Genomic DNA, 19,077 nt, shown 5'->3' on the forward strand with positions numbered 1-19,077 from the left:
CTCGCGCATCTCGCGCATCTCCTTCGCAGGGCAGGCTCAGCGTGCTTCGCCGTCACCCCGTGGCACCACAGCGACGGGGCAACGGGCGCGCATGACCACCGAGTTGGCGACCGAGCTGAATGGCCAGCTGCCGGTGCGAAGCCGTCGTCGAGGCCGCCCGACCACGACCAGGTCGGCGGTACTCGACCCCGTCGCCAGCCGCGCCCCCGGGGCGCCCGCGACCACTACGGGTTCGACCTCCACGTCCCGGTAGTCGCCGCCGCTGAAGGCGTGGAGTCGGTGCCCCTGGGCCTCCTCGGCGGCGGCGGCCCTCCGTGACGTTGCCGCCGAGACCACCTCCAGCGCCGTACCGCGTCCGCGGGCCTCCAGGAAGGCGAAGTCGATCGCCGCCTGAGGGGTGAGCTCGGGGTGGAGTCCCAGGACCACCCGTTCCCGCCCGTCGCGGGCCGGACCGGTTCCGGTGCGCAGGCCCGGCGGCACCACGACCACCGGGCACGCCGCCTCCGCCACACACGCGAGGCTGGTCGAGCCGAGCAGCAGGCTCGCGAGTCCTCCGCGCCGACGTGAGCCGAGCACCAGCACCTGGGCATGTTCCCCGAGCGCGACCAGCGTGTGCGCCACCACGCCGGCCGAGGAGGCGTACCGCACGGGTGGCAGTCCCTCGCGCTCCCTCAGGACGCTCTGAACCTCGGCCAGGACGGCGTCCCGGTGGCCCGGAGCGCCGGCAGGCAGCGTACGGAGCGAACCGAGGGGCGCGTAATCGGGCCGGACATGGACGACGAGCAGCTCGGCGCCCCGTCGCCGAGCCGTTTTCGCCGCCCAGTCCAATGCGGGGAGGCTGTGTGGGGCGCCGTCCACGGCGACCACGACGGGCCGCTGCCGCGGGGGCTTCGCGGTGTCCGGGGACTTCACGGCCACGTCGGCTTCGTGCGCTGCATCAACGTCATGCTGTTCATCGTGGGTGATCCACGAACGGTGCGGGCAGGGACGAAAGCCCCGTCCCCCAGGAGGAAAGACTCTTTCCTCCGCTGTCACGTGGAGGGATGCCTGCTGCTCAGATGCCGTGGGTGGCGGCGATGGCTCCGTCGGAGACGGCGGCGGTGAGCAGGGCATGGTCCTGAGCAGTCTGGTCCGCGTAGTGGACGGCGAAGTCGGCGACGGCGCGGTCGAAGGTGTCGGCGTTGCCGAGGTACCCGGCGATGGCGATGCGGTCGCCGGAGCGGGCGTGGGCACGGGCGAGGGCTGTGCCGCACAGTGCGGCGTACTGGCGGAGCATGTCCGGGGTCATGGTCTCCACGACGGCGGACCCCTTCATGTCGTGCAGTTGTCGGGCGTAGAAGTCGCGCCCGGCCGGTCCGCTCGTCCAGCCGAGGAAGATGTCTCCGGCTGCCTGGAGGAGTTTTTGTCCCGCGACCACCCGGTGGCCGTGGTGGCCGTGGCTGTCGGCGGGGAGATGGTCTTCCAGCACCGAGCGGCCGGCCTCCTTGATCTGGAGGAAGAGCGGGTCCTGCTCGTCCCTGCCCGTCAGCAGGACGATGAAGCAGCGGGTGCCGACGCTCCCGACGCCGACGGCCTTCCGTGCCGCTTCGACGAAGCGGTAGCGGTCGAGCAGGAGGCGCCGCTCTTCGGGGAGCGTGCTGCGGTATTCGCTGAAGATCTCGCCGACGGCCTGACTGTCGGGTGCGGTGAGGCGCTCGAGCAGGGGCGGGTCGTGGATGATGTGCCGGCGGCCTTCCCGTGTCTCGGTGAGCTTGGCGAGTGCCTGGAGGCTGGTCCGCCGTCGGGCCCGCGCCAGACTCGCCTCGACCCGGCTTCGCAGCTTGCTCTCCCGGATCAGAGGGAGCACCTCGGCCGTGTCGAACCGCTGGTACCAGACGGCGAGTTCACCCTGCTCGGCCAGGCGTCGCATGGACAACCGGTAGGCCCGAGCGGCGGCGAGCGCGGACTGCCACGCTCGGTCGTCGCCGTGGCCGACTTCCCGGGCGGCCACGGCCGCGCTGGCGGCGAGCCGCTTGACGTCCCATTCGAAGGGCCCGGGCAGGGTTTCGTCGAAGTCGTTGAGGTCGAACAGCAGCGCCCGCTCCGGTGAGGCGAAGAGGCCGAAGTTCAGCAGGTGGGCGTCGCCGCAGAGCTGAACGGTCAGGCCCGTGCCGGGCTGGGCCGCCAGGTCCGCGGCCATCACCGCGGCGGCGCCCCGCAGGAACGCGAACGGGGAGGCGGCCATCCGCCCGTAGCGGATCGGCAGGAGCTCGGCGACCCGGTCGGCAGCCTGCCGCTCCAGCACATCGAGCGGGTCGGGACGGTCCGCCGCCGCGGTCCAGCCCCCGTGTGAGGACCGGCTGACCCGCTTGCGGACGGCCCGGCCACCTCGGGCCCTCTCGGCTGGACTGACCATGCTCATCTCCTTGTCACCCCTCCCCTCAGCCTGGGTGCGCCGGGGCCCCCGCGCACGTCGGTCCGGGGAGGGTGCGGGCCGGTCCCCACGAGGCGCGAAGCCACCCACCGGTGCCATGCTGGAAGGGAAGGCCGGGGGCCGCCAGCTGGACTGTCCGGCCTGCGCCCGGTCGGTGAGGAGTAGCGACGTGTCTGGTCTTCTTCGAGGAATAGCACGCACCGCGGCGGTCGCCGGTACGGCGACGGCCGTCTCCAACCGGGTCTCGCGGCGCCAGGCGGGCCGGTGGGCCGAGCAGGACAACCAGGCCTACGCGCAGCAGGCCGCAGCCGCGCCCGCCCCGCCCCCGGCTCCCGCGCAGCCGCCGCCGTCCGACGACATGAGCAGTCGGATCGCTCAGCTCAAGGAGCTCGCGGTGCTGAAGGAGCAGGGAATCCTGACCGAGGCGGAGTTCGCGGAGCAGAAGAGCAGGATCCTCAGCTCCTGACGCCCCGGCGCCTCTCGGGGGTCTCCTTTCATCCGGTGAGCTGGTAGAGGCTCCTGCCCACGAGCCACAGGCCGAGGACCAGGCAGGTGAGCACGATCGCCGGGTCCTTGTGGAGCTCGAGCCATTCGCGCAGGCGGGTCAGGGCGAGCTGGGCCCTTTCCGGCCAGAACACCATGTACAGCTCCATGGCCAGCAGGCTGGATGTGGCCAGGAGGCAGAACGTCATCAGAGCCAGATAGGAAGCGGCGTGGGCGAGATCGGCCTGCACGACGGTGGCGGCAGCGGCGCCGACCATCCCCCAGGGTTGCAGGAGCACGGCCAGCGCAGCCGCGGACCATCCCGTGGCGTCGTCCATCCGTGAGGACAGCGAAGTTCCGGAAGCCTCGGGCTGCTCCATTTCAGACTCAGAGGGCTCTGGAAGACCCGGGCCCGTCGCGGTACGGCGGCGCCTACGGCGTCTGCGCTCGCTGTAGACGATCAGGCCCACACCGATGACCAGCGTGGCGCCGAGCGCCGCGATGGAGGGCGGAGAGCGGGGCGGGGGTGGCTGCCCGCCGGTCAGGCACAGAACGATCGCGATGACGGTCACCAGGCAGGCCAGCCAGGCCAGGATGAAGGCCAGTCCCTTCCGCACCCCTCGGGGTGCGGAGACGACCAGCACGAAGGCCATGATCGGCAAGGGGTAGAGCGTGACGGCCAAGCCGATGAGGAGCAGGTCGAGCACCATGGCTACACCCCCCGCCCGTGCGTCGTCCCCGTCGGCGGGGAGGGCTGAGGTGTCGATCGTGCCGCTCTCACTGCGCGCGCCTTGAGGCCTGGTCTCAGGAGGTGAGGATCTTGGCCTTGGCCTGCTCGTACTCGGATTCCGTGATGTCTCCGCGGTTCTTGAGCTCCGCGAGCCGGGACAGTTCCTCGGCAGCGCTCGTGGATCCGGCACTCTCGCGTACGTAGGAGCGGAACGCCTGCTCGTTCTGGTGAGCCCTCTTCAGCTCGCGTTCACCCATCCCCCGACCCCTGACGATCAGGTACACGAACACGCCCAGGAAGGGCAGCAGGATGACGAAGATGGTCCATCCCGCCTTTCCCCAGCCGCTCAACTCGTCGTCTCGGAAGATGTCGCCGATGACGCGGAAGAGCAGCATGAACCACAGCACCCAGATGAAGCACAGCATCATGGTCCAGAACATGTTCAGCAGCGGGTAGTCCACTGCCAGATCGAGCATCGCGCCATTCATCGCCGGTCTCCTGTCGGTTGGGGCGGGGCTTGGTTACCTCTGTGGACCTGCGTGGTGGGGGTAGTGCGCCGATGGCACCCCGGGACGGGGGAGCCACGCGCAATCACCGGCCTGAGGCATCAGTCGTCAGTCGCCGCCTCATGCGGGTTCCGGTGTGAAGGGATACATCTCGTCCGCGCCGGGCTGTACGACGCCGTAGGTGCTCTCCGGAACCTCGTTCCACGCGCCGGGCAGGTCGCCGAGGGGTTCGGAGACGACGAGGCGGGTCTCCTCCGAGATGTCCCGCAGGAACGCCACATCGGGGTGCAGCTTGCGCAGTGCGTCCACCCGGCTGCTGTAGAACAACGACCGGGACGTGTGCTGGCTGGAGTAGCGGAAGGCCCAGAGGCGTTCGCCGTCGGTGATGGCGAGCGTCATCTGGAGGGGGAACTCCACACCGTGGTCGCGGCCGGCGCGCTCCACCACTCCCGCCATCCTGGCGATGGCGGTCGGCGGGTCCTGTTCCAGGCCGAAGGTGAGGGCCAGGAAGAACATCACCTCGGAGTCCGTGGTCCCCTCGATGTCGGCGTACAGCGCGGGATCGACGAGCAGGGTGAGGTCCCGGCGCATCAGGTGGAAACCGGAGATGGCGCCGTTGTGCATGAACATCCAGCGGCCGTGACGGAACGGGTGACAGTTCGACTGCTGCACCGCCGTCCCGGTCGACGCCCGGATGTGGGCGAAGAACAGCGAGGAGTGGACGTGGTCCGCCATCTCCCGCAGGTTGCGGTTGTTCCAGGCAGGCCCGACGTCCCTGAGGAGGGCCGGGGATTCGTTGTCCTCCGTGTACCAGCCGATCCCGAACCCGTCGCCGTTCGTCGTCTCCACACCCAGCTTGGAATGCAGGCTCTGATCGATCAACGAGTGGGCCGGTTTGTACAGGATGGTGTCGAGCAACATGGGTGTCCCCGAGTAGGCGAGCCATCGGCACATGTGCGATCACCTGTGTTCCCAACTGCTACCTGCTGCCTGCTGCCACGGGCGGAAATCCCGCATTGTCCCGCGGCGGCCTGTCGCTCCGTCCCGCGACGCTGCGGCGGGCACCCGGTCCGGGCACGCCCGCCGAGGCGCTGCTGTCCGGCCCTCTCATTCTCGCGGCCCCCTCGGATGATCGCCACGCAGGACACCCGAGCGGGCGGCTCGGGCAGCGCCCGGCCCGTGGGGCCCCACGGCAGCGGAACCCACGGAGCCTGGCCCTCCGGCATCTGCACCGCTGGTTCGTTAGGCTTGGAGGGAGACGTCCGTCTCCGTCTCAAGCCCAGCTACCGGGGGGGGCGCCGAGAAGCTTCGGCTCCACACCACTCGTAGGACTGGAGCGTCGCGTGTCACACCGCCTGCTGCCCAGCCTGACGCGAACGACCGCCGTGGGCGCCTTCGTGATCGCCCTGGCCGCTGTGCCGTCCGACCCCGCGCTCGCCTTCACCGGTGGCAACCACGAGACCATCACCCGGGCAGCCCTGCCGTGGGAGCCGGCCACCCTGTTCGAGATGGCCGACGCCCGCGAGGGGGCGATCAATGCCAATGACCACGGCGGATACTTCCTCCTCGGCCCTCTGCACTGCGACAACGCCGACTACCTCGCCCCCCGCTACGCCGAGGACTATCCCCGCAGCCGGGACGAGGCCAGCACCGAGCTCCTTGCCTGCGTCCGTACCTCCGTCGCCCGCTTCCGGAACGCGGTCCGGGCGGCCGACGGCCTCGTCGACGTACACGGCAAGGTCCGGGCCGACCAGAGTGACCTGTCCTCCCACTGCACGTGGAAGGAGACTCCCGACCGGGCCAAGTGCGACGTCCTTGAACAGCTCGGCCGCGGCTGGCACCAGCTCCAGGACTTCTACTCGCACTCGAACTGGTCCGACCGGGCCGCCCCCGGTCCGGTCGGCCTCGCCGACCCGCCCGGACTGGCACGTACCGATGTCGCCCCCTTCTTCGACATCCGCCGCTACAGCAGCATGAAGGACGCCGACTGGACCCGGGACGCGCGCGCCCGGATACCCGTGGACCTCACGACCGGCTGCTATTCCGACTTGGATTCCACCGGCGTCAAGGCCGAAGACTGCGCCGGCCGTGTCACGCACAACCGTGACCTGAACAAGGACACGGCCGCGTCCCGCCGCTCGAAGACCGGCGACAACTTCAGCCACGCCACTTCCGGAGCCACCGCCGAGATCACCCGCCAATGGAACGACTTCAAGGCCGAGCTGCTCACGACCTACCCGAACGACGGCCGCGGCGAGCAGATGATCTGCGCCCTCGTCCACGACGACCCGCGCACAAGCTGTCCCTGAAAGGCCGCAGGAGCCGATGGACGAGCGCGGGCTGGTCATCCGAGGGCGGACAGGATGCCGGCGACGGCGAAGCCCAGGACGGTCAGCAGGCCCGTCGCCTTGCCGCCGCGCTGGTACGCCTCGGGCATCATCGAGGTGGCGAGCATCGCCAGCACCGATCCGGCAGCGAACGCCTCCGCGAAGTGCCCGTCAGCCTCGGGCAGCAGCTGCAGAATGCCGTACCCGACAGCGGCGCTCGCCGCGGCCACGGCGACCAGGGACCACCACGTCCGGTAGGCCTGGCGAGGGGTTTTCCCGGAGGCCAACATGCCTGAGGTCGCGCCGAGGCTCTCGGGCATGTTGGAGAGGAAGACAGCGACGAGGAATGCGATGCTGACGTGGCCGCCGGCCGCGACGCCCATGCCCAGGACCATCGATTCCGGAACTCCGTCGAGCAGTGCACCGATGACGATCGACCGGTCGGCCGACCCCGTGGAAGAAGCCGAAGCAGCCCGGTCGACGAAGAAGAAGACCACAGCTCCCCCGGCAAGCGCGATGAATGCCCACAGGCTGAGCTCCCCGCCCGGAGGGACCAGTTCATAGGCCACCGCCGCGATCAGGGCGCCGGATCCGAATCCCATCACCAGTCCGACCTGGCGCTTGGGCGGCCTGCGGTGGACCGCCACCCAGGCTCCGATCACCAGGGAGACGGCGCCCGCCGCTCCCCACAGCGCTGCGAACAGCACGTCCATGACCATCCTTGATCATTCGTACTGCGAGGCTGACGTCGGAGTGCCCGCGCGCGCGTCCGCCCCCGGAACCGAGCCGGAGGCCGGCTCACTGCGGCAGCTGCCCCCCGGCGGCGGCTTCCTCCGCGTCGATGGAAGCCAGGATGGCCTGCACGGGGATGCGGCCGCTCGCCACCATCTGCGCACCACTGGCGCGCAGTGCTCGGGCGAAGGGGGCGGCCCACCGGTTCTCGTAGACCAGGATCGCGGCCGCGTTGCCGGGCTGGAGGGCGTTGCCGGCTTCGTCGAGGTCGTCCTGGTCGAGCAGTTCGGAGGACACGCCGTCGAAAACGGCCAGTCCCAGCGAGTCCGCGTCGTCACCGAGTCCCGTGAGTTCCAGGGCGGTCACCCTACCGTCGGCGTCCTTCTGTACGAAGCGAAGGTCGAGGATGCGGATGAGGCCCTTGTCCACCAGGTCGATCAGCAGGGGGAACGCCTCGCCCGTCATCCGGTTTCCGGGGAACTCGACGACCAGGTAGTCGACGGGGCCCATGTCTTCGATGTCGTCGCTCATGAGCACTCCTTGCATGGGAGCGGGGGCCCGGCGGTGTGATGCGGGTATGGGGCTCCGCAAACGACGAAATCGCATCAGTGGCCGGGCACAGCTCTGTTCTCATTGCAGCATCCGCCGCGCGGCCCCGCACTTTCGCACCGGGCGCGAGCCGGATCACGCCGGCGTCAAGACCCGGTCAGGCGGGCTGCCACAGCTCGACCCGATTGCCCTCGGGATCGGTGACCCAGCCGAATAGACCGACACCCTCCATGTCCTGCGTCTCTTCAGCCACGTCCGCTCCCTTGGCCCGCAACTGCGCGAGCATCGCATCCAGGTCGCGGACCCGGAAGTTGAGCATGGTCTGCTGGGCGCGGGACCCGAAGTAGTCGGTCTCGGACTCGAACGTCGCGAACACCGTCAGCCCGGCTCCCTGCTGCCACAGTCCGTACTCATCGGCGTCCAGACCCAGGCATTCGCGGTACCACGCGCCCAGGGCCACGGGGTCGGCGGCCCGCATGAAGTACCCACCGATTCCAAGCACACGTTCCATGCCGCCATCTTGCCAGCCGGACCGCGCTGGGGCGCCCGGGCGCAGCGCCGTCCGGAACAAGGTGCCGGGCGTTGCTGACGCGTTGGGCACAATCGGATCATCTCGTCACGTGATGTGCCGACCTATCGATGGAGTACCCGTGGAACAACCCGATGCCATTCCCTTTCCGCTCGACCCGGCTGCTGACCCCGCTGTCGAAGCGGCAGTGCTCCTCGAGCAGGGTTGTCCGGTCCGCAACGTATCGCTGCCCGGCGGGGTGACGGCGGTGGCCGCCCTCGACCACATGACCGCGAAGCAGGTACTCGGACACCCTCACCTGACCAAAGACCCCGCCCACTGGCCCGCTCTGGCGGACGGTCTCGTACCAGACGACTGGGAACTCGGCGCGCTCGTTCAGGGCGGAGGGATGCTCCACGCGGGCGGCGAGGCTCACGCGCGACTGCGCGGCCTGGTCAGTACCGCCTTCCGGCGCGCCTCCGTCGAGGCCATGAGACCTCATATCGAGGAAATCGCCCACGCCCTGCTCGATCGGCTTGAGAGCGCGGTCACGGACGTTCCGGTGGATCTGCGCGAAGAGTTCGCGTGGCAACTTCCGGTGCAGGTCATCTCTGAGGTTCTCGGCGTACCCGCAACCGCGGTCACCAGGCTGCGCGACGCGTTCGACCAGTTGGTGACACCGCAGCCGCTGGGGGCCGACCAGGGCGGAATACTGGCAGCTCAAATGACGATCGCCGGCGAGCTTGCGCAACTCATTGCCCTGAAACGCGACAACCCCGGCGCCGACCTCACCACCGAACTCATTCGGGCACGAGACGCGGACGAGGAGGGGCTCAGTGACGAAGAGTTGCTCCAGACGATGTTCCTGCTGTTGATCGCCGGGCAGGAAACGACCGTCATCCTGATCGTCAACACCGTGCACAGCCTCCTGAGCGACCCGTCGCAGGTGGCCGCCGTCCGGGCAGGCACCCACACGTGGTCGGACGTCGTCGACGAAGGACTGCGCCACTCGTCACCCGTTCGCTACGCCCTCATGCGGTACGCCACGGAGAACGTCGAGATCGGCGGAGTGAGCATCGCGAAGGGGGAGCCGGTCATCGCTGCGCTCTTCGCCGCCGGTCGTGATCCGCTGGTACACGAGAACGCGGACCGCTTCGACCTGGACCGTTCATCCCGCCAGCACCTGGCGTTCGGTCACGGCTCGCACTACTGCCTCGGTGCGACCCTGGCCAAGCTCGAAGCAGAAGTGGCCCTCGGGGCACTGTTCTCCCGCTTCCCCCACCTCGCACTCGCCACCGACGACCTCACCACCGTGAGGTCCATCCCGCTCCAGGGGCTCGCGGCGCTGCCGGTCCTCCTCCGGGGCAGGACCCTGTAGCACCTGCGCACCGGCAGCGACCGGCAGTGACCGGCACAGGCAGGAGACCCGGACCACGGCGCATCTCGCCTGGGCCGGGCTTCCCGTCGTGCTGTGCCCCTATCGGCGGCCGGAGAGAAGGCGGCTCCACCAGGGCCGGCGCGCTGTGCTGCTGACGACTGCCGCGGTCGGCATCGAGGCGGCCGCGCTCGGCTTGTCTGCGGGGGCCGCGTGGCCGGTCCTGTCCCTGGAGGCCGCCTCCGCGTCGCTGCTGCTCCCGGCACGTCGGGGAGCGAACGCAACGGGAAGGTTGTCCAGGCGGCTGGAGATCAGAGACGTGGTCACGCGCAGTTCGTCTTCATGCCCGACGAGCTGGATGTCAGACAGCCGCGCAAGCAGGGTGTCGATCCCCGTGTCCGCGATCGCGCGTCCGATGTCCTCGCCCGGGCATTCGTGGGGCCCGCTACTGAATGCGAGGTGTGAGCGGTTGCCGTGCACGGGCGTGGCCAGATTCGGCCGGATTTCGGGGTCGACGTTCCCGGCGGCCAAGTCCAGTATCACCATGTCACCGGCCCGGATCTGGTGGGCTCCGATCTGGGTGTCAGCGGTCGCCCACCGGGTCGGGACCCTTGCGAGCGGTGGGGCGTCCCAAAAGACCTGGTCCAGCGCGTCCGGGAGCGTCATGGAACCGCCGGACAGGCTCGCACGGAAGCGGTGGTCGGTCAGGACCATCCTCAGGGTGTTGGCGATCAGGTTGCTGGTGTTCTCGATGGCGGCCACCAGGGCGTGCCGCAAGTGCTCCATCACCTCGTCGTCACTGAGTTCCGACTCGTGGCTCAGCAGCCAGCTGGCGAAGTCCTCACCGGGGCTGGCCTTCTTCTGCTTCACCAGCTCCGTCAAGATGCCCACGACGAAGGTGTTGCTCTCGAGAGCCGTCGCCGTTCCCTTGACCATGTCCCGTACGGCCGCACCGACTCCGAGCGCATCCCCCTCGGGGACCCCGTAGAGACGCGCTATGACCAGGGCCGGAAGTTTCTCGGCGAAATCGGCCACGAGATCGGCCCTGCCGCTCCCCGCGAATTCACCGATCAGCTGCTCTGTATAGCGGACGACGTAGCCCCGGATTCCGCGACGTCGGAAGCGGCCCAGGCTGTCCGTGATCGCGGCTCGTAGCCGCGCGTGCTCGCTGCCGTCAGCGAAGACCAGCAGCGGCTGCCAGGCGGTGACCGGAAGCAGCGGAGAGTCCGGGGCAAGCTTGACGTTCCACATGCGCGAGTCGTTGGAGAACAGCTTGGAGTTGCGCATCACCTCCAGGTTTTCCCGATGTCCCAGGACAAGCCAGGCCGGCACGTCACTCTGCAGGAGTACGGGCGCCACCGGTCCGTGCTTCTGGCGAAGGTCTCGGTACATGGCGTAAGGCGAGCCTTCCGCCTCCGGTCCGTACAGCCGCTGCACGGCGTCGGACCGGGCGCTTCCGTGCGCGTGCGCAGGGCACCCCGGCGGTGGTACCGAAGCGGACGAAGTACCGGTTGCGTCTGGGTACGGGGTGGTCACGAATCCTCCTAAAGCAGCGGCGTAAAGAGCGACCGGAAGCGCCACGTGGGACCGGGGAATCGCCACACCTGAGTGAGATGTGCTCTCGTGGACGGAGTGGCGTAACAGCAGCGACACGCAGCATAACGGGGGGTGCCGTGCGTCCAGTAGCGTGGTCGGGGCTTCAACTCCACCGCTGGCGCCAATCCTTGGGCCGCACGGGTTTCCCCGCGGGCCGGGTGCACTTCGGGGGCAGTCACGGTGCCTGTCGCACGCACGAGATGACCGGGGACGCGCCGCCAAGCCCGAGCGGCCCGGCTGGAGGAGCCCCGGACGAGTTCGCGGTTGTGTGGTGTGCTGCAGTTGCCTCATCAAGTACACCCGGCTGGGAGAGGAACTCAGAGTGTCAAACGTTCAGTTGCAGTCCGTGCCACGCGCACCCGGGGCGGTCCCGCTGCTCGGGCACGCCCTGAACCTGTGGCGCGACCCTTTCGGTTTCCTCACATCCCTGCGGCAGCACGGGGACCTGGTCCGCGTCGACCTCGGCACGATGCCGATGTACGTCGCCACTTCGGCGTCCTTGGTGCACGAAGTGACCGTGGTGAAGGCGCGTGACTTCGAGAAGGGCCGCTTCTTCGACCGGCTGCGGCCACTGGCGGGGAACGGCTTGGCGAATTCCGACGGTGAGATGCACCGCAAGCACCGCCGCCTGATCCAGCCGATGTTCTCCAAAGAACGCATCGCCGGGTACTCCGCCACCATGAGCCGCAACGCCCTGGCCCTCGCCGACTCCTGGACTCCGGGGCAAGAGGTGGACCTGGAAGAGACGATGGCGGAATACGCCATCGAAACCCTGGCGTCGACGCTGTTCTCCGCAGACATCGGGCTGCCGGCGGTGGAAGCCGTGCGCGAGAACCTGCCCGCCCTTCTGAAGAACCTGCTGGTACGCGCGGCCTCCCCGAAATTCCTGGACCGACTCCCCATCCGCGCCAACCGTGACTTCGACGCGGCATCGGCGAACCTGCGGGAAGTCATCGACGAGGTCATCCACGCCGCCAGGGCCTCCGGGCACACCGACCGCGACGACCTGCTTTCCCTCCTGCTGCGCGCTCAGGATACGGAGAGCGGGGAGCGTCTTTCCGATGCCGAGGTTCGGGACGAGCTCAGCACCATTCTCTTCGCGGGAGCCGAGACGACCGCGGCAACACTCGCCTGGACCTTCCACGAGCTGGCCGCCCATCCCGAGGTGGAGAACCAAGTGGTCCAGGAGATCCAGGATGTTGTCGGCGACCGGCCGGTCACCATCTCGGACGTCCCTCGCCTCGGGTGCCTCCGGCGGGTCCTCGACGAGGTGATCCGGCTGCACGGCGTGACCCTGCTCATGCGGCGAACCACAGCGCCGGTCGATCTGGGCGGCTACACCCTCCCTGCCGGCACGGAGGTGGCATTCAGTCTCTACGCCATCCACCGGGACCCGGATCTCTACGCGAACCCTGAGAAATTCGACCCCGACCGCTGGCTCCCGCATCGACAGGCCGCGGCCTCGCTCGGACGCGAGGCGTACATCCCGTTCGGCGCCGGCAACCGCAAATGCATCGGCGATGCCTTCGTCTGGACCGAAGCGACCATAGCCATCGCGACAGTGCTCTCCCGATGGCAGCTGAGGCCGATTCCGGGGCACACGCCCAAGGAAGTCGCCTCCGCGGTGGCACGTGCCGACCGTATCCCGATGAGGGTGGAACCTCGCCGGCGCTGACGCAGCGGGCACGAGGCGTCTCCTCCACCAGCTTCTGAAGGACCCGAGCCGCTCGCGGCCGCTCTACGCGCTCTGTTCGGCCGGTATGTCGAGCCGGGGCGCGGACTCCGGAAGGAGGTCCCACCACCAGTCCACGGCGGCGATGCCGAGCGGTTCGTGGCGGGGGTCGGTAGGAGTGTCACAGAAGGTGGAGGGGATCCCCGCCGGGTGGTCGGGCGAGCTGTAGCGCACGGAGGTGACTCCCCAGTCCTGAGCTGCCCTGATGTAGGAGGCGAGGCTGCGTAGGTACTGGCGCAGCTGTGGGCTGCCGTCCTCGGACAGGCTGGCGCTCAGCCGCATGAACAAGCACATGGCCCGGTCTCTCTGGGAAATCGCCGTAGCGAGTGCCTGGGCAGTGCTGAGCCCCTGTTTCTCCTCCAACACCCGCAAAACGTTGAGGTAGTAGCCCTCGCCGGTGCGTTCCTTGTGGTAGGAGAAGATGTCGTTGTCCCAGGTGATGATGAACGACCCCAGCTCAGCCGCAGCCCGTACGGGCGTGCTGTCCCGTTCGGACGGCTGCAGTTCGTAGCCCCCGCCCATCTCCAGCATCGGCAGTACCACCGTGGTCGCGCCGGAGCAGAGCCGCATCAAGGTGTAGTCGTTGAGGTCGGGCACCGTGCCCCGGCCGCGGTGGGACGCCTCCCAGACCACTGACAGGAAGTACTCCCGCAGCGCTTCCACCCAGCGGGCGGTCTGCCCCACCGTGCCGTACCGGGCAACCCTGTACCGCAGGTCGCGCAGCCCTGCGGCGAGCGAGTCGTCCAGCAGCATCGGGGCTTCCGGGGTCTGCGCGACGCGTAGCAAACGCGAGAGGGTGCCGGCCAAGTCTCCCGGATGGTGACCCAGTTCCCCTTCCTCGCAGTGCCCGTCATCGACGCCGAAGAGCCAGAGCACGAAGTCCGCCAGCAGGGAGACGACCCCCTCGCGGCCTTCCGGAAGGATCCGCGCCGCGAAGTTTCCGATGTCCTGCCGCACCAGGCGGCTGCGCAGCTCCTCGGACCCGATGCGAAACGTTTCAGCCCACGCCGAGGTCTGGACATCGATCTCGGCATGACGTGGATGAATCGCAGGGGGGATATAGGAGAAGAGCGGCGGGACAACCAGGTCAGGCCTCATCGGCCTCCCTCTCAACATGGTGCTGGACACCTCTGCGACGGCCGCAGGGCTGCGGTACCGGAGACCACTTGCACCTTCGAGTGATCGACTATGGCGCATAGTAAGCAGTCATTCCGATTGATCCAATAGGACAATCTCACCGTTCTGGGGTCCCGATCGGCGGTTCCAGGGCCCGGGCGGCGACTCGTCACGGGCATCACCGCGCGGCACCCGCACCGGCCCGGCCCGCCCGGCCCTAAGCCGGCACGGCCGACCGAGCCGCCCACGCGGCGGCTCGGTGCGCGTGTTGCGCAGCGCCGGGGGGAGGCGCGGCACGGTGGCGCAGGCCCCGCACGGTGGCCGGACGCCGCACGGCAGGCACACCGCCGCCTCCCCGTCACTTCGTGAGCCGGAATGCCGATGGAAGGTTGCCGTGACACGCTGAAACGGGGAATCCCGCCGGCCTCGGCACGCCGGGCCGGCTCCGCAACCCATGGAGACCGAAATGGCCAGTGACGCCAGCAGACCCCGCGCGAGCAACGCACACCCGAGTCCCTGGCACGCGCCCACATCCGGTACCACCATCGCGGCAGCAGCCTTCATGATCTTCGGCGGAGTCATGGCGCTCCTCGAAGGCATCGCGGCCATCGCCAAGGACGACTTGTTCCTCGCGACGCGCCACTACGTGTTCGAATTCAGCCTGGCGGGCTGGGGCTGGGTACACCTCATTCTGGGCATCGCCCTCATCTTCGCCGGCTGCGCCGTCATCAGCGGCGCCCTGTGGGCGCGCCTCTTCGGTGTCACCGTCGCCGGGCTGGGCGCGATCGCCAATTTCCTGTGGGTGCCGTACTACCCCTTGTGGGCCCTGGTGCTGGTCCTCGTCAACCTCTTCGTCGTCTGGGCACTGTGCAGGGGCATGCACCAGGAAGCGGAGGCGGACCCGACTCCCTGACCCGCCCCCTGACCGATCTCGACACCTGAGCCGAGGACACCGTGTCCCCGGCCGGAAATCCGGCCGGGGACTCCACGGATCCGGTGTCCTTCCTCCGGGCGGGCGCGGCCTAGTTGAACGGTTCCAGCGTCATGAAGGCCTCCTGCGGGTTGCCGTCGTGCACCAGCGACTCATGGGCGCCGACGTCGTCGAAGGCGAAGCCGTACGCCTTACCGTCGGCCATCTGCTCGTGGATGATGCGGGAGTAGTGATTCGTGACGGCGTCACGGTAGAAGTTGGCGCCGTTCGCGTCGGGTTGGTCGGGGTTGGTCAGGAGCGTCGACCGGTTGAAGCCCGCGCACAGGGTGCGGGAGATCGGGCCGCGGACGAGGTCGTTGGGGGCGTCCAGCAGCTTGTAGCAGCCGAAGATGCTGTCGGAGTCCGGCTTCTGGAAACTGGTGACCACCGCTCCCGAGCCGTTGGTGAAGTTCATGACGTTGCCCGAGACCCGGCCGTAGTACTTGGTGTTCGGCTGGTTCACGAACGGCGTCACGGTGAGCGTCGAGGAGCTGTACTTGTTCCAGACCCGGTTGACGTAGTCGTTCATGACGCCGGCCGGGATCCCGCCCGCCTCGATGCCGTGACCCGGCGAGAGCGCTCGTAGCGGCGTGCCGTCGGGACGGCTCTGAATCGATCCGCCCCAGCCGGCCGAACGCAGCTGGCCGAAGACCGCGTTGTAGCCGCCCGGCTTGAGCCGACCGGTATTCACGACCGTGCCGTTGGCTGCCTTCACACCCACCGCGTACGGAGCCGAGAACATGTCGACCTGCGTGCTGTTGATCCACAGGCCGGCATCGTTGAGCGTGTACTCGGACCAGTTGAACAGGATGTTGCGGTTGGGGTCGGAGGGATTCTGCACGGCAGGCTGCACCAGACCGCCGGTGCTGAGCTTGAAGACGATCTTCTGACCGATGGAAAAGTAGACGCGTCCGGAGAACTTGGGCATCCGGATCGTCTTGGTCTGCCGTTGGCCGGACCCGCGATCGATGCGTCGGGCGCCGGGGTGGGGGGATTGCCGCCCACGGGCCAAGGGTGGAAGGTGCCGTTGGCGTCGGCCCAGCCCTGCTGGCCCGTGGCGAGCAGGGTGCCCAGGTTGTAGACGTAGACCGGCTCACTGCGTCCCGAGCTGTTCTTGATCGTGAGCGGGATGGTCACCGGTACGGCCTCTGCGGGCGCCGACGGACCGAGAACCATCAGGCCTGCGGCGACCGTCAACGACGAGACTGCGGATACCAGTACTTTCGATAAGCGGAACACGCTCATCCTCCTGTGGGGGGGACTGACGGCGGGTGGTGCGGTGCCCCGTACCCCCCCCCGCCCCCGTGCCCGGTGAACGCAGAGGGGTGGGGGCGGGGCGGGCGGAGCGTGGATGGAAGCATTGACGTCTGAGAGCGCTCTCAGACTCGGCCCGCGTTCACCTTCTGTCAATGCATCTCACACGGCTCCGCACTCGACACAGCCTGACTGCACCCCGGGCCGCAGCAGTCAGCTCGGCACGGGGTGCGTTCTTCCGTCAGTAATCGAGTTTGTAGCTCACGTCCTTGGCGACCGGGGCCGGAGCGGTGTCGGTGTAGAGCAGCCGGATCGTCGTGAAGCGCTGGACGTCGGGGTGCTCGGGCCAGGCCTGCGGATTGCTCAAGGTCACCGTGACCGGGTAGGCGCGGAACCGGCCGGCCGCGCAGTAGGGGCGACAGTCGTTCACCATGTCGGTGCCGGTGGCCGTCGCGGTCCTGGACCCCCAGGTGTTCCAGCGGAGGTCGACGAGGCGGTTGTTCCCGTCCCCGCAGGCCAAGATGTATTCCTCGGGGCGCATCCGGGCCTGGGAGAGGCAGTCGACCACCACGACCGGATCCAGGCTCGGGACCGATGGGGCCGATGGCGTTCCACCGGGGTGCGCGGAGGCCGGGATGACGGCGGCCGTCATGGCCGCCGCCGTGCACAGCAGGGTGGTCATCCGCCCCCTGCGCCGCGATGCGCGCGCGGGGCGGCAAGCTGCTGAAACGTTCACGAGAAACCCTCCTCGCCGCTCTGCCGGCCGCCGGGGCTACTGCCTCACCCAGCTTCCCCCATTCGTGTGGACCTCGCACCCGCTGAGAGGGGGAGCCGGGGCCGACGCATCCACGCGGCGGCTGAGCTGACGGCACGTACGGCCTCCGCGGTCACCAGGACCGCCGAGGTCACCTGCGCAGCAGGGCGCAGACGAAGTCCTCCTGGACCTCCCGGACCCGTGCGAGGAGGTCGGGGTTGTTGTTGAGAGCCGTCTGCGTGGTGATCGAGAAGGTCAGCGAGCGCCGGCCGTCCGCCGTGGCCGCCACCAGCTGCGTGTAGCCAGGTGTGTTGCCCGTGTGGCCGTACACCGCTCCGCAGCGCGTGGTGTAGCGGTAGATCGCCAGGCCCGCCTCGGTGCGACCGGGCCCGGGGGGCTGGGACAGGGCGCCGGGGATGAAGGTGAACTGCTGCCGTCGGGTGCGGTCCGAGACGAGCGCGCCGCCCGCGTAGCCCCGGATGAAGGCGGTCAGGTCCTTCGGCGTCGAGACGATGCCCCCGGCCGCCCAGGCCCCCGAGGCGCTCACGGCTTCACTGACGTCGACGGGCCCGGCCTGCGGATCGAGCTGGTAGCCGTGGAGGAAGGGCGCGGGCAGCCGGTACCCCTGGGGCAGGCTCGTGGCCTCCATGCCCAAGGGCTCGTAGACGAGCTCGCGCAGTAGCGCCTCGTACCGGCGTCCGGTGGCGGCCTCGGCCATGAGGGCGATGGCGACGTTGTCGGAGTTGGAGTACTGGTAGCGGCTGCCCGGCCGGAACTCGAGGTCGTCGTCGGCGACGAACTCCAGCAGGCGCCGGGAATCGAAGCGGTGGCGGGGGTCCTCGGAGATGATGTCGATGAACCCCTGGGAAGCCGAATAGTCGGGCAACCCGCTGGTGTGATTGAGCAGTTGACGTAGCGTCACGTGCTGCCACGCGGCCGGCTGGCCGGGCAGCACCTCACCGATCGTGTCGTCCAGGTGAAGCCGGCCGCGGTCGACGAGCGCCAAGGCCACTGCTCCGCTGAAGGCTTTGGCGACACTGGCGATCCGCATGCGGTCGGTCGCCCTCGGCGGGCGGCCGCTCTCCACGTCGGCCACGCCCGCCCGGTAGACCTCCGTGCGCTCGCCGTCGCGCAGGACGGCGATGACTCCGGGGGCCCGTCGGGCCTCTCCACCAGCTCCCGCAGCTCCTGCCGGAGGGAGACCCCGGGCGGCGGGTTGCGGTCCGATCCGGCCCGGGCGGACTGCACCGGGGCGCCGAGCACGGCGCCGCACACGGCGATGGCGGCAGCGAGGCGCAGCGACGAGCGGATCCGGCCGGCGTGGCCGTGCGGGCGCCGCCCGCACCGGGCAGGACCCCCGACAACCGCATGTCCCCTCGTCCGCCAGGCCCGGACGCCGGCGTCATCGTCCGTCGGCCGGCCCTCGTCGAGTACGGGTGTCGAGGATCCCGGCGGTGAACTCCGCCAGCTGTTCGCGCAGTTCCTCGCGGGGCACGCCCTTGTCGCCGGCCAGGTAGGCGACGAGGTCGGCCCGGGTGGCGGCGAGCAGGGCGTGGGCGGTGAAGCCGGTGTCGGCCGGGCCCGGGATCTGTTCCAGCAGGTCCTGGAGCAGGGTGTGCCACCGCTCGTAGTGCGCGGTCCGGTAGGGGCTGTCCGCTCCGGTTCCCTCCAGGGCCAGGGCGAGGTGGCGGTTGTCGAGCTTGAAGCACAGGACGGCGTCCAGCAGGGCGGGAACGCGCTGGAGCGGCGGGGTGGCGGGCCCCAGCGGCGGCGCACCGTCCTCGACGGCGCTCCTGACCGGTTCGAGCCGCGCCTCGTACAGCGCGCCGATGAGCCCCGTGCGGTCGCCGAAGGCGCGGAAGAGCGTTCCCTTGCCGACTCCGGCCGCTGCCGCGATGTCGGCCATCGTCACGTCCTCGGGGCTGCGGCAGTGGACGAAGAGGGCGTCGGCGGCCGCGAAGACGGCCGCCCGGTTACGGGCCGCGTCCTTGCGTGGACTGCGTTCGGGCATCGAGATCCTCCGGTTGCGATA

General features: G+C 69.2%; 17 protein-coding genes and 2 pseudogenes. 5 read left to right on the forward strand and 14 right to left on the reverse strand.

Going from position 1 to position 19,077, the window contains the following annotated elements; all coding sequences use genetic code 11:
• Positions 1-36: 36 nt before the first annotated feature.
• Both ACFWB8_RS20210 and ACFWB8_RS20215 read right to left on the reverse strand, forming a co-directional pair.
• Entirely contained in the window at positions 37-918 is an 882-nt protein-coding gene (locus tag ACFWB8_RS20210; RefSeq protein ID WP_385228522.1) for a universal stress protein, read from the reverse strand.
• A 136-nt stretch (positions 919-1,054) separates the two neighbouring features.
• Complete coding sequence (locus tag ACFWB8_RS20215) at positions 1,055-2,395, reverse strand: DUF2252 domain-containing protein (protein ID WP_385228525.1); 1,341 nt, start codon at positions 2,393-2,395, stop codon at positions 1,055-1,057.
• Positions 2,396-2,582: 187 nt separating this feature from the next.
• Between ACFWB8_RS20215 and ACFWB8_RS20220 the strand changes: the two genes are divergently transcribed.
• Complete coding sequence (locus ACFWB8_RS20220; protein ID WP_385228528.1) at positions 2,583-2,879, forward strand: SHOCT domain-containing protein; 297 nt, start codon at positions 2,583-2,585, stop codon at positions 2,877-2,879.
• Positions 2,880-2,907: 28 nt separating this feature from the next.
• On the opposite strand, the gene ACFWB8_RS20225 is transcribed toward ACFWB8_RS20220, so the two are convergent.
• From ACFWB8_RS20225 to ACFWB8_RS20235, 3 genes are all read right to left on the reverse strand, one after another.
• Positions 2,908-3,606 carry a GAP family protein gene (locus tag ACFWB8_RS20225; protein ID WP_385228531.1) on the reverse strand — a complete coding sequence of 233 codons (699 nt, stop codon included), beginning with the start codon at positions 3,604-3,606 and terminating at the stop codon, positions 2,908-2,910.
• Between the two features lie 94 nt (positions 3,607-3,700).
• Positions 3,701-4,114 carry an SHOCT domain-containing protein gene (locus ACFWB8_RS20230; protein ID WP_385228534.1) on the reverse strand — a complete coding sequence of 138 codons (414 nt, stop codon included), beginning with the start codon at positions 4,112-4,114 and terminating at the stop codon, positions 3,701-3,703.
• 138 nt (positions 4,115-4,252) lie between these two features.
• Complete coding sequence (locus ACFWB8_RS20235) at positions 4,253-5,086, reverse strand: class II glutamine amidotransferase (protein WP_385228537.1); 834 nt, start codon at positions 5,084-5,086, stop codon at positions 4,253-4,255.
• 389 nt (positions 5,087-5,475) lie between these two features.
• Between ACFWB8_RS20235 and ACFWB8_RS20240 the strand changes: the two genes are divergently transcribed.
• Positions 5,476-6,441, forward strand: a complete 966-nt coding sequence (locus tag ACFWB8_RS20240; RefSeq protein ID WP_385228540.1) for a hypothetical protein — start codon at positions 5,476-5,478, stop codon at positions 6,439-6,441.
• Between the two features lie 35 nt (positions 6,442-6,476).
• On the opposite strand, the gene ACFWB8_RS20245 is transcribed toward ACFWB8_RS20240, so the two are convergent.
• The 3 genes from ACFWB8_RS20245 to ACFWB8_RS20255 all read right to left on the reverse strand — a co-directional run bounded on the left by ACFWB8_RS20245 (position 6,477) and on the right by ACFWB8_RS20255 (position 8,251).
• Complete coding sequence (locus ACFWB8_RS20245; protein ID WP_385228543.1) at positions 6,477-7,172, reverse strand: ZIP family metal transporter; 696 nt, start codon at positions 7,170-7,172, stop codon at positions 6,477-6,479.
• 85 nt (positions 7,173-7,257) lie between these two features.
• Positions 7,258-7,722, reverse strand: a complete 465-nt coding sequence (locus tag ACFWB8_RS20250) for a DUF6325 family protein (RefSeq protein ID WP_385228546.1) — start codon at positions 7,720-7,722, stop codon at positions 7,258-7,260.
• A gap of 175 nt (positions 7,723-7,897) precedes the next feature.
• The gene (locus ACFWB8_RS20255; protein WP_385228549.1) at positions 7,898-8,251 is read right to left on the reverse strand and encodes a VOC family protein; all 354 of its coding nucleotides are present in this window, start codon (positions 8,249-8,251) and stop codon (positions 7,898-7,900) included.
• Between the two features lie 139 nt (positions 8,252-8,390).
• Here ACFWB8_RS20255 and ACFWB8_RS20260 point away from each other — a divergent pair, with 139 nt between their 5' ends.
• Positions 8,391-9,626, forward strand: coding sequence for a cytochrome P450 (locus ACFWB8_RS20260; RefSeq protein WP_385228552.1), 1,236 nt, complete (start codon positions 8,391-8,393; stop codon positions 9,624-9,626).
• 99 nt (positions 9,627-9,725) lie between these two features.
• Here ACFWB8_RS20260 and ACFWB8_RS20265 read toward each other — a convergent pair whose 3' ends face one another.
• Positions 9,726-11,015 (reverse strand): cytochrome P450, encoded by a 1,290-nt coding sequence (locus tag ACFWB8_RS20265; protein ID WP_385228555.1) that lies wholly within the window; start codon positions 11,013-11,015, stop codon positions 9,726-9,728.
• A gap of 526 nt (positions 11,016-11,541) precedes the next feature.
• Between ACFWB8_RS20265 and ACFWB8_RS20270 the strand changes: the two genes are divergently transcribed.
• A complete protein-coding gene (locus ACFWB8_RS20270; RefSeq protein WP_385228557.1) occupies positions 11,542-12,894 on the forward strand; it encodes a cytochrome P450 in 1,353 nt (450 codons plus the stop codon).
• Positions 12,895-12,957: 63 nt separating this feature from the next.
• Here ACFWB8_RS20270 and ACFWB8_RS20275 read toward each other — a convergent pair whose 3' ends face one another.
• Positions 12,958-14,049, reverse strand: coding sequence for a selina-4(15),7(11)-diene synthase (locus ACFWB8_RS20275; RefSeq protein WP_385228560.1), 1,092 nt, complete (start codon positions 14,047-14,049; stop codon positions 12,958-12,960).
• Between the two features lie 484 nt (positions 14,050-14,533).
• Here ACFWB8_RS20275 and ACFWB8_RS20280 point away from each other — a divergent pair, with 484 nt between their 5' ends.
• Positions 14,534-14,980 carry a hypothetical protein gene (locus ACFWB8_RS20280; RefSeq protein ID WP_385228563.1) on the forward strand — a complete coding sequence of 149 codons (447 nt, stop codon included), beginning with the start codon at positions 14,534-14,536 and terminating at the stop codon, positions 14,978-14,980.
• A gap of 109 nt (positions 14,981-15,089) precedes the next feature.
• On the opposite strand, the pseudogene ACFWB8_RS20285 reads toward ACFWB8_RS20280, so the two are convergent.
• From ACFWB8_RS20285 to ACFWB8_RS20300, 4 genes and pseudogenes are all read right to left on the reverse strand, one after another.
• A pseudogene (locus ACFWB8_RS20285) lies at positions 15,090-16,213 on the reverse strand (glycoside hydrolase family 64 protein).
• Between the two features lie 319 nt (positions 16,214-16,532).
• Positions 16,533-16,973, reverse strand: a complete 441-nt coding sequence (locus ACFWB8_RS20290) for a hypothetical protein (RefSeq protein ID WP_385228565.1) — start codon at positions 16,971-16,973, stop codon at positions 16,533-16,535.
• 223 nt (positions 16,974-17,196) lie between these two features.
• Positions 17,197-18,356: pseudogene (locus ACFWB8_RS20295) on the reverse strand (serine hydrolase domain-containing protein).
• Between the two features lie 91 nt (positions 18,357-18,447).
• The gene (locus ACFWB8_RS20300) at positions 18,448-19,056 is read right to left on the reverse strand and encodes a TetR/AcrR family transcriptional regulator (RefSeq protein WP_385228568.1); all 609 of its coding nucleotides are present in this window, start codon (positions 19,054-19,056) and stop codon (positions 18,448-18,450) included.
• Between the last annotated feature and the right edge of the window lie 21 nt (positions 19,057-19,077).

It is taken from the genome of Streptomyces sp. NPDC060031 (assembly GCF_042736805.1).
GTDB lineage: Bacteria > Actinomycetota > Actinomycetes > Streptomycetales > Streptomycetaceae > Streptomyces.

Bases quoted from the DNA above. Each gene is read 5' to 3' on its own strand.
- ACFWB8_RS20290 (WP_385228565.1), bottom strand. From the start codon at position 16,973: ATGACCACCCTGCTGTGCACGGCGGCGGCCATGACGGCCGCCGTCATC.
- ACFWB8_RS20230 (WP_385228534.1), bottom strand. From the start codon at position 4,114: ATGAATGGCGCGATGCTCGATCTGGCAGTGGACTACCCGCTGCTGAAC.
- ACFWB8_RS20250 (WP_385228546.1), bottom strand. From the start codon at position 7,722: ATGAGCGACGACATCGAAGACATGGGCCCCGTCGACTACCTGGTCGTC.
- ACFWB8_RS20275 (WP_385228560.1), bottom strand. From the start codon at position 14,049: ATGAGGCCTGACCTGGTTGTCCCGCCGCTCTTCTCCTATATCCCCCCT.
- ACFWB8_RS20280 (WP_385228563.1), top strand. From the start codon at position 14,534: ATGGCCAGTGACGCCAGCAGACCCCGCGCGAGCAACGCACACCCGAGT.
- ACFWB8_RS20245 (WP_385228543.1), bottom strand. From the start codon at position 7,172: ATGGACGTGCTGTTCGCAGCGCTGTGGGGAGCGGCGGGCGCCGTCTCC.
- ACFWB8_RS20265 (WP_385228555.1), bottom strand. From the start codon at position 11,015: ATGTACCGAGACCTTCGCCAGAAGCACGGACCGGTGGCGCCCGTACTC.
- ACFWB8_RS20255 (WP_385228549.1), bottom strand. From the start codon at position 8,251: ATGGAACGTGTGCTTGGAATCGGTGGGTACTTCATGCGGGCCGCCGAC.
- ACFWB8_RS20225 (WP_385228531.1), bottom strand. From the start codon at position 3,606: ATGGTGCTCGACCTGCTCCTCATCGGCTTGGCCGTCACGCTCTACCCC.
- ACFWB8_RS20215 (WP_385228525.1), bottom strand. From the start codon at position 2,395: ATGGTCAGTCCAGCCGAGAGGGCCCGAGGTGGCCGGGCCGTCCGCAAG.
- ACFWB8_RS20235 (WP_385228537.1), bottom strand. From the start codon at position 5,086: ATGTGCCGATGGCTCGCCTACTCGGGGACACCCATGTTGCTCGACACC.
- ACFWB8_RS20300 (WP_385228568.1), bottom strand. From the start codon at position 19,056: ATGCCCGAACGCAGTCCACGCAAGGACGCGGCCCGTAACCGGGCGGCC.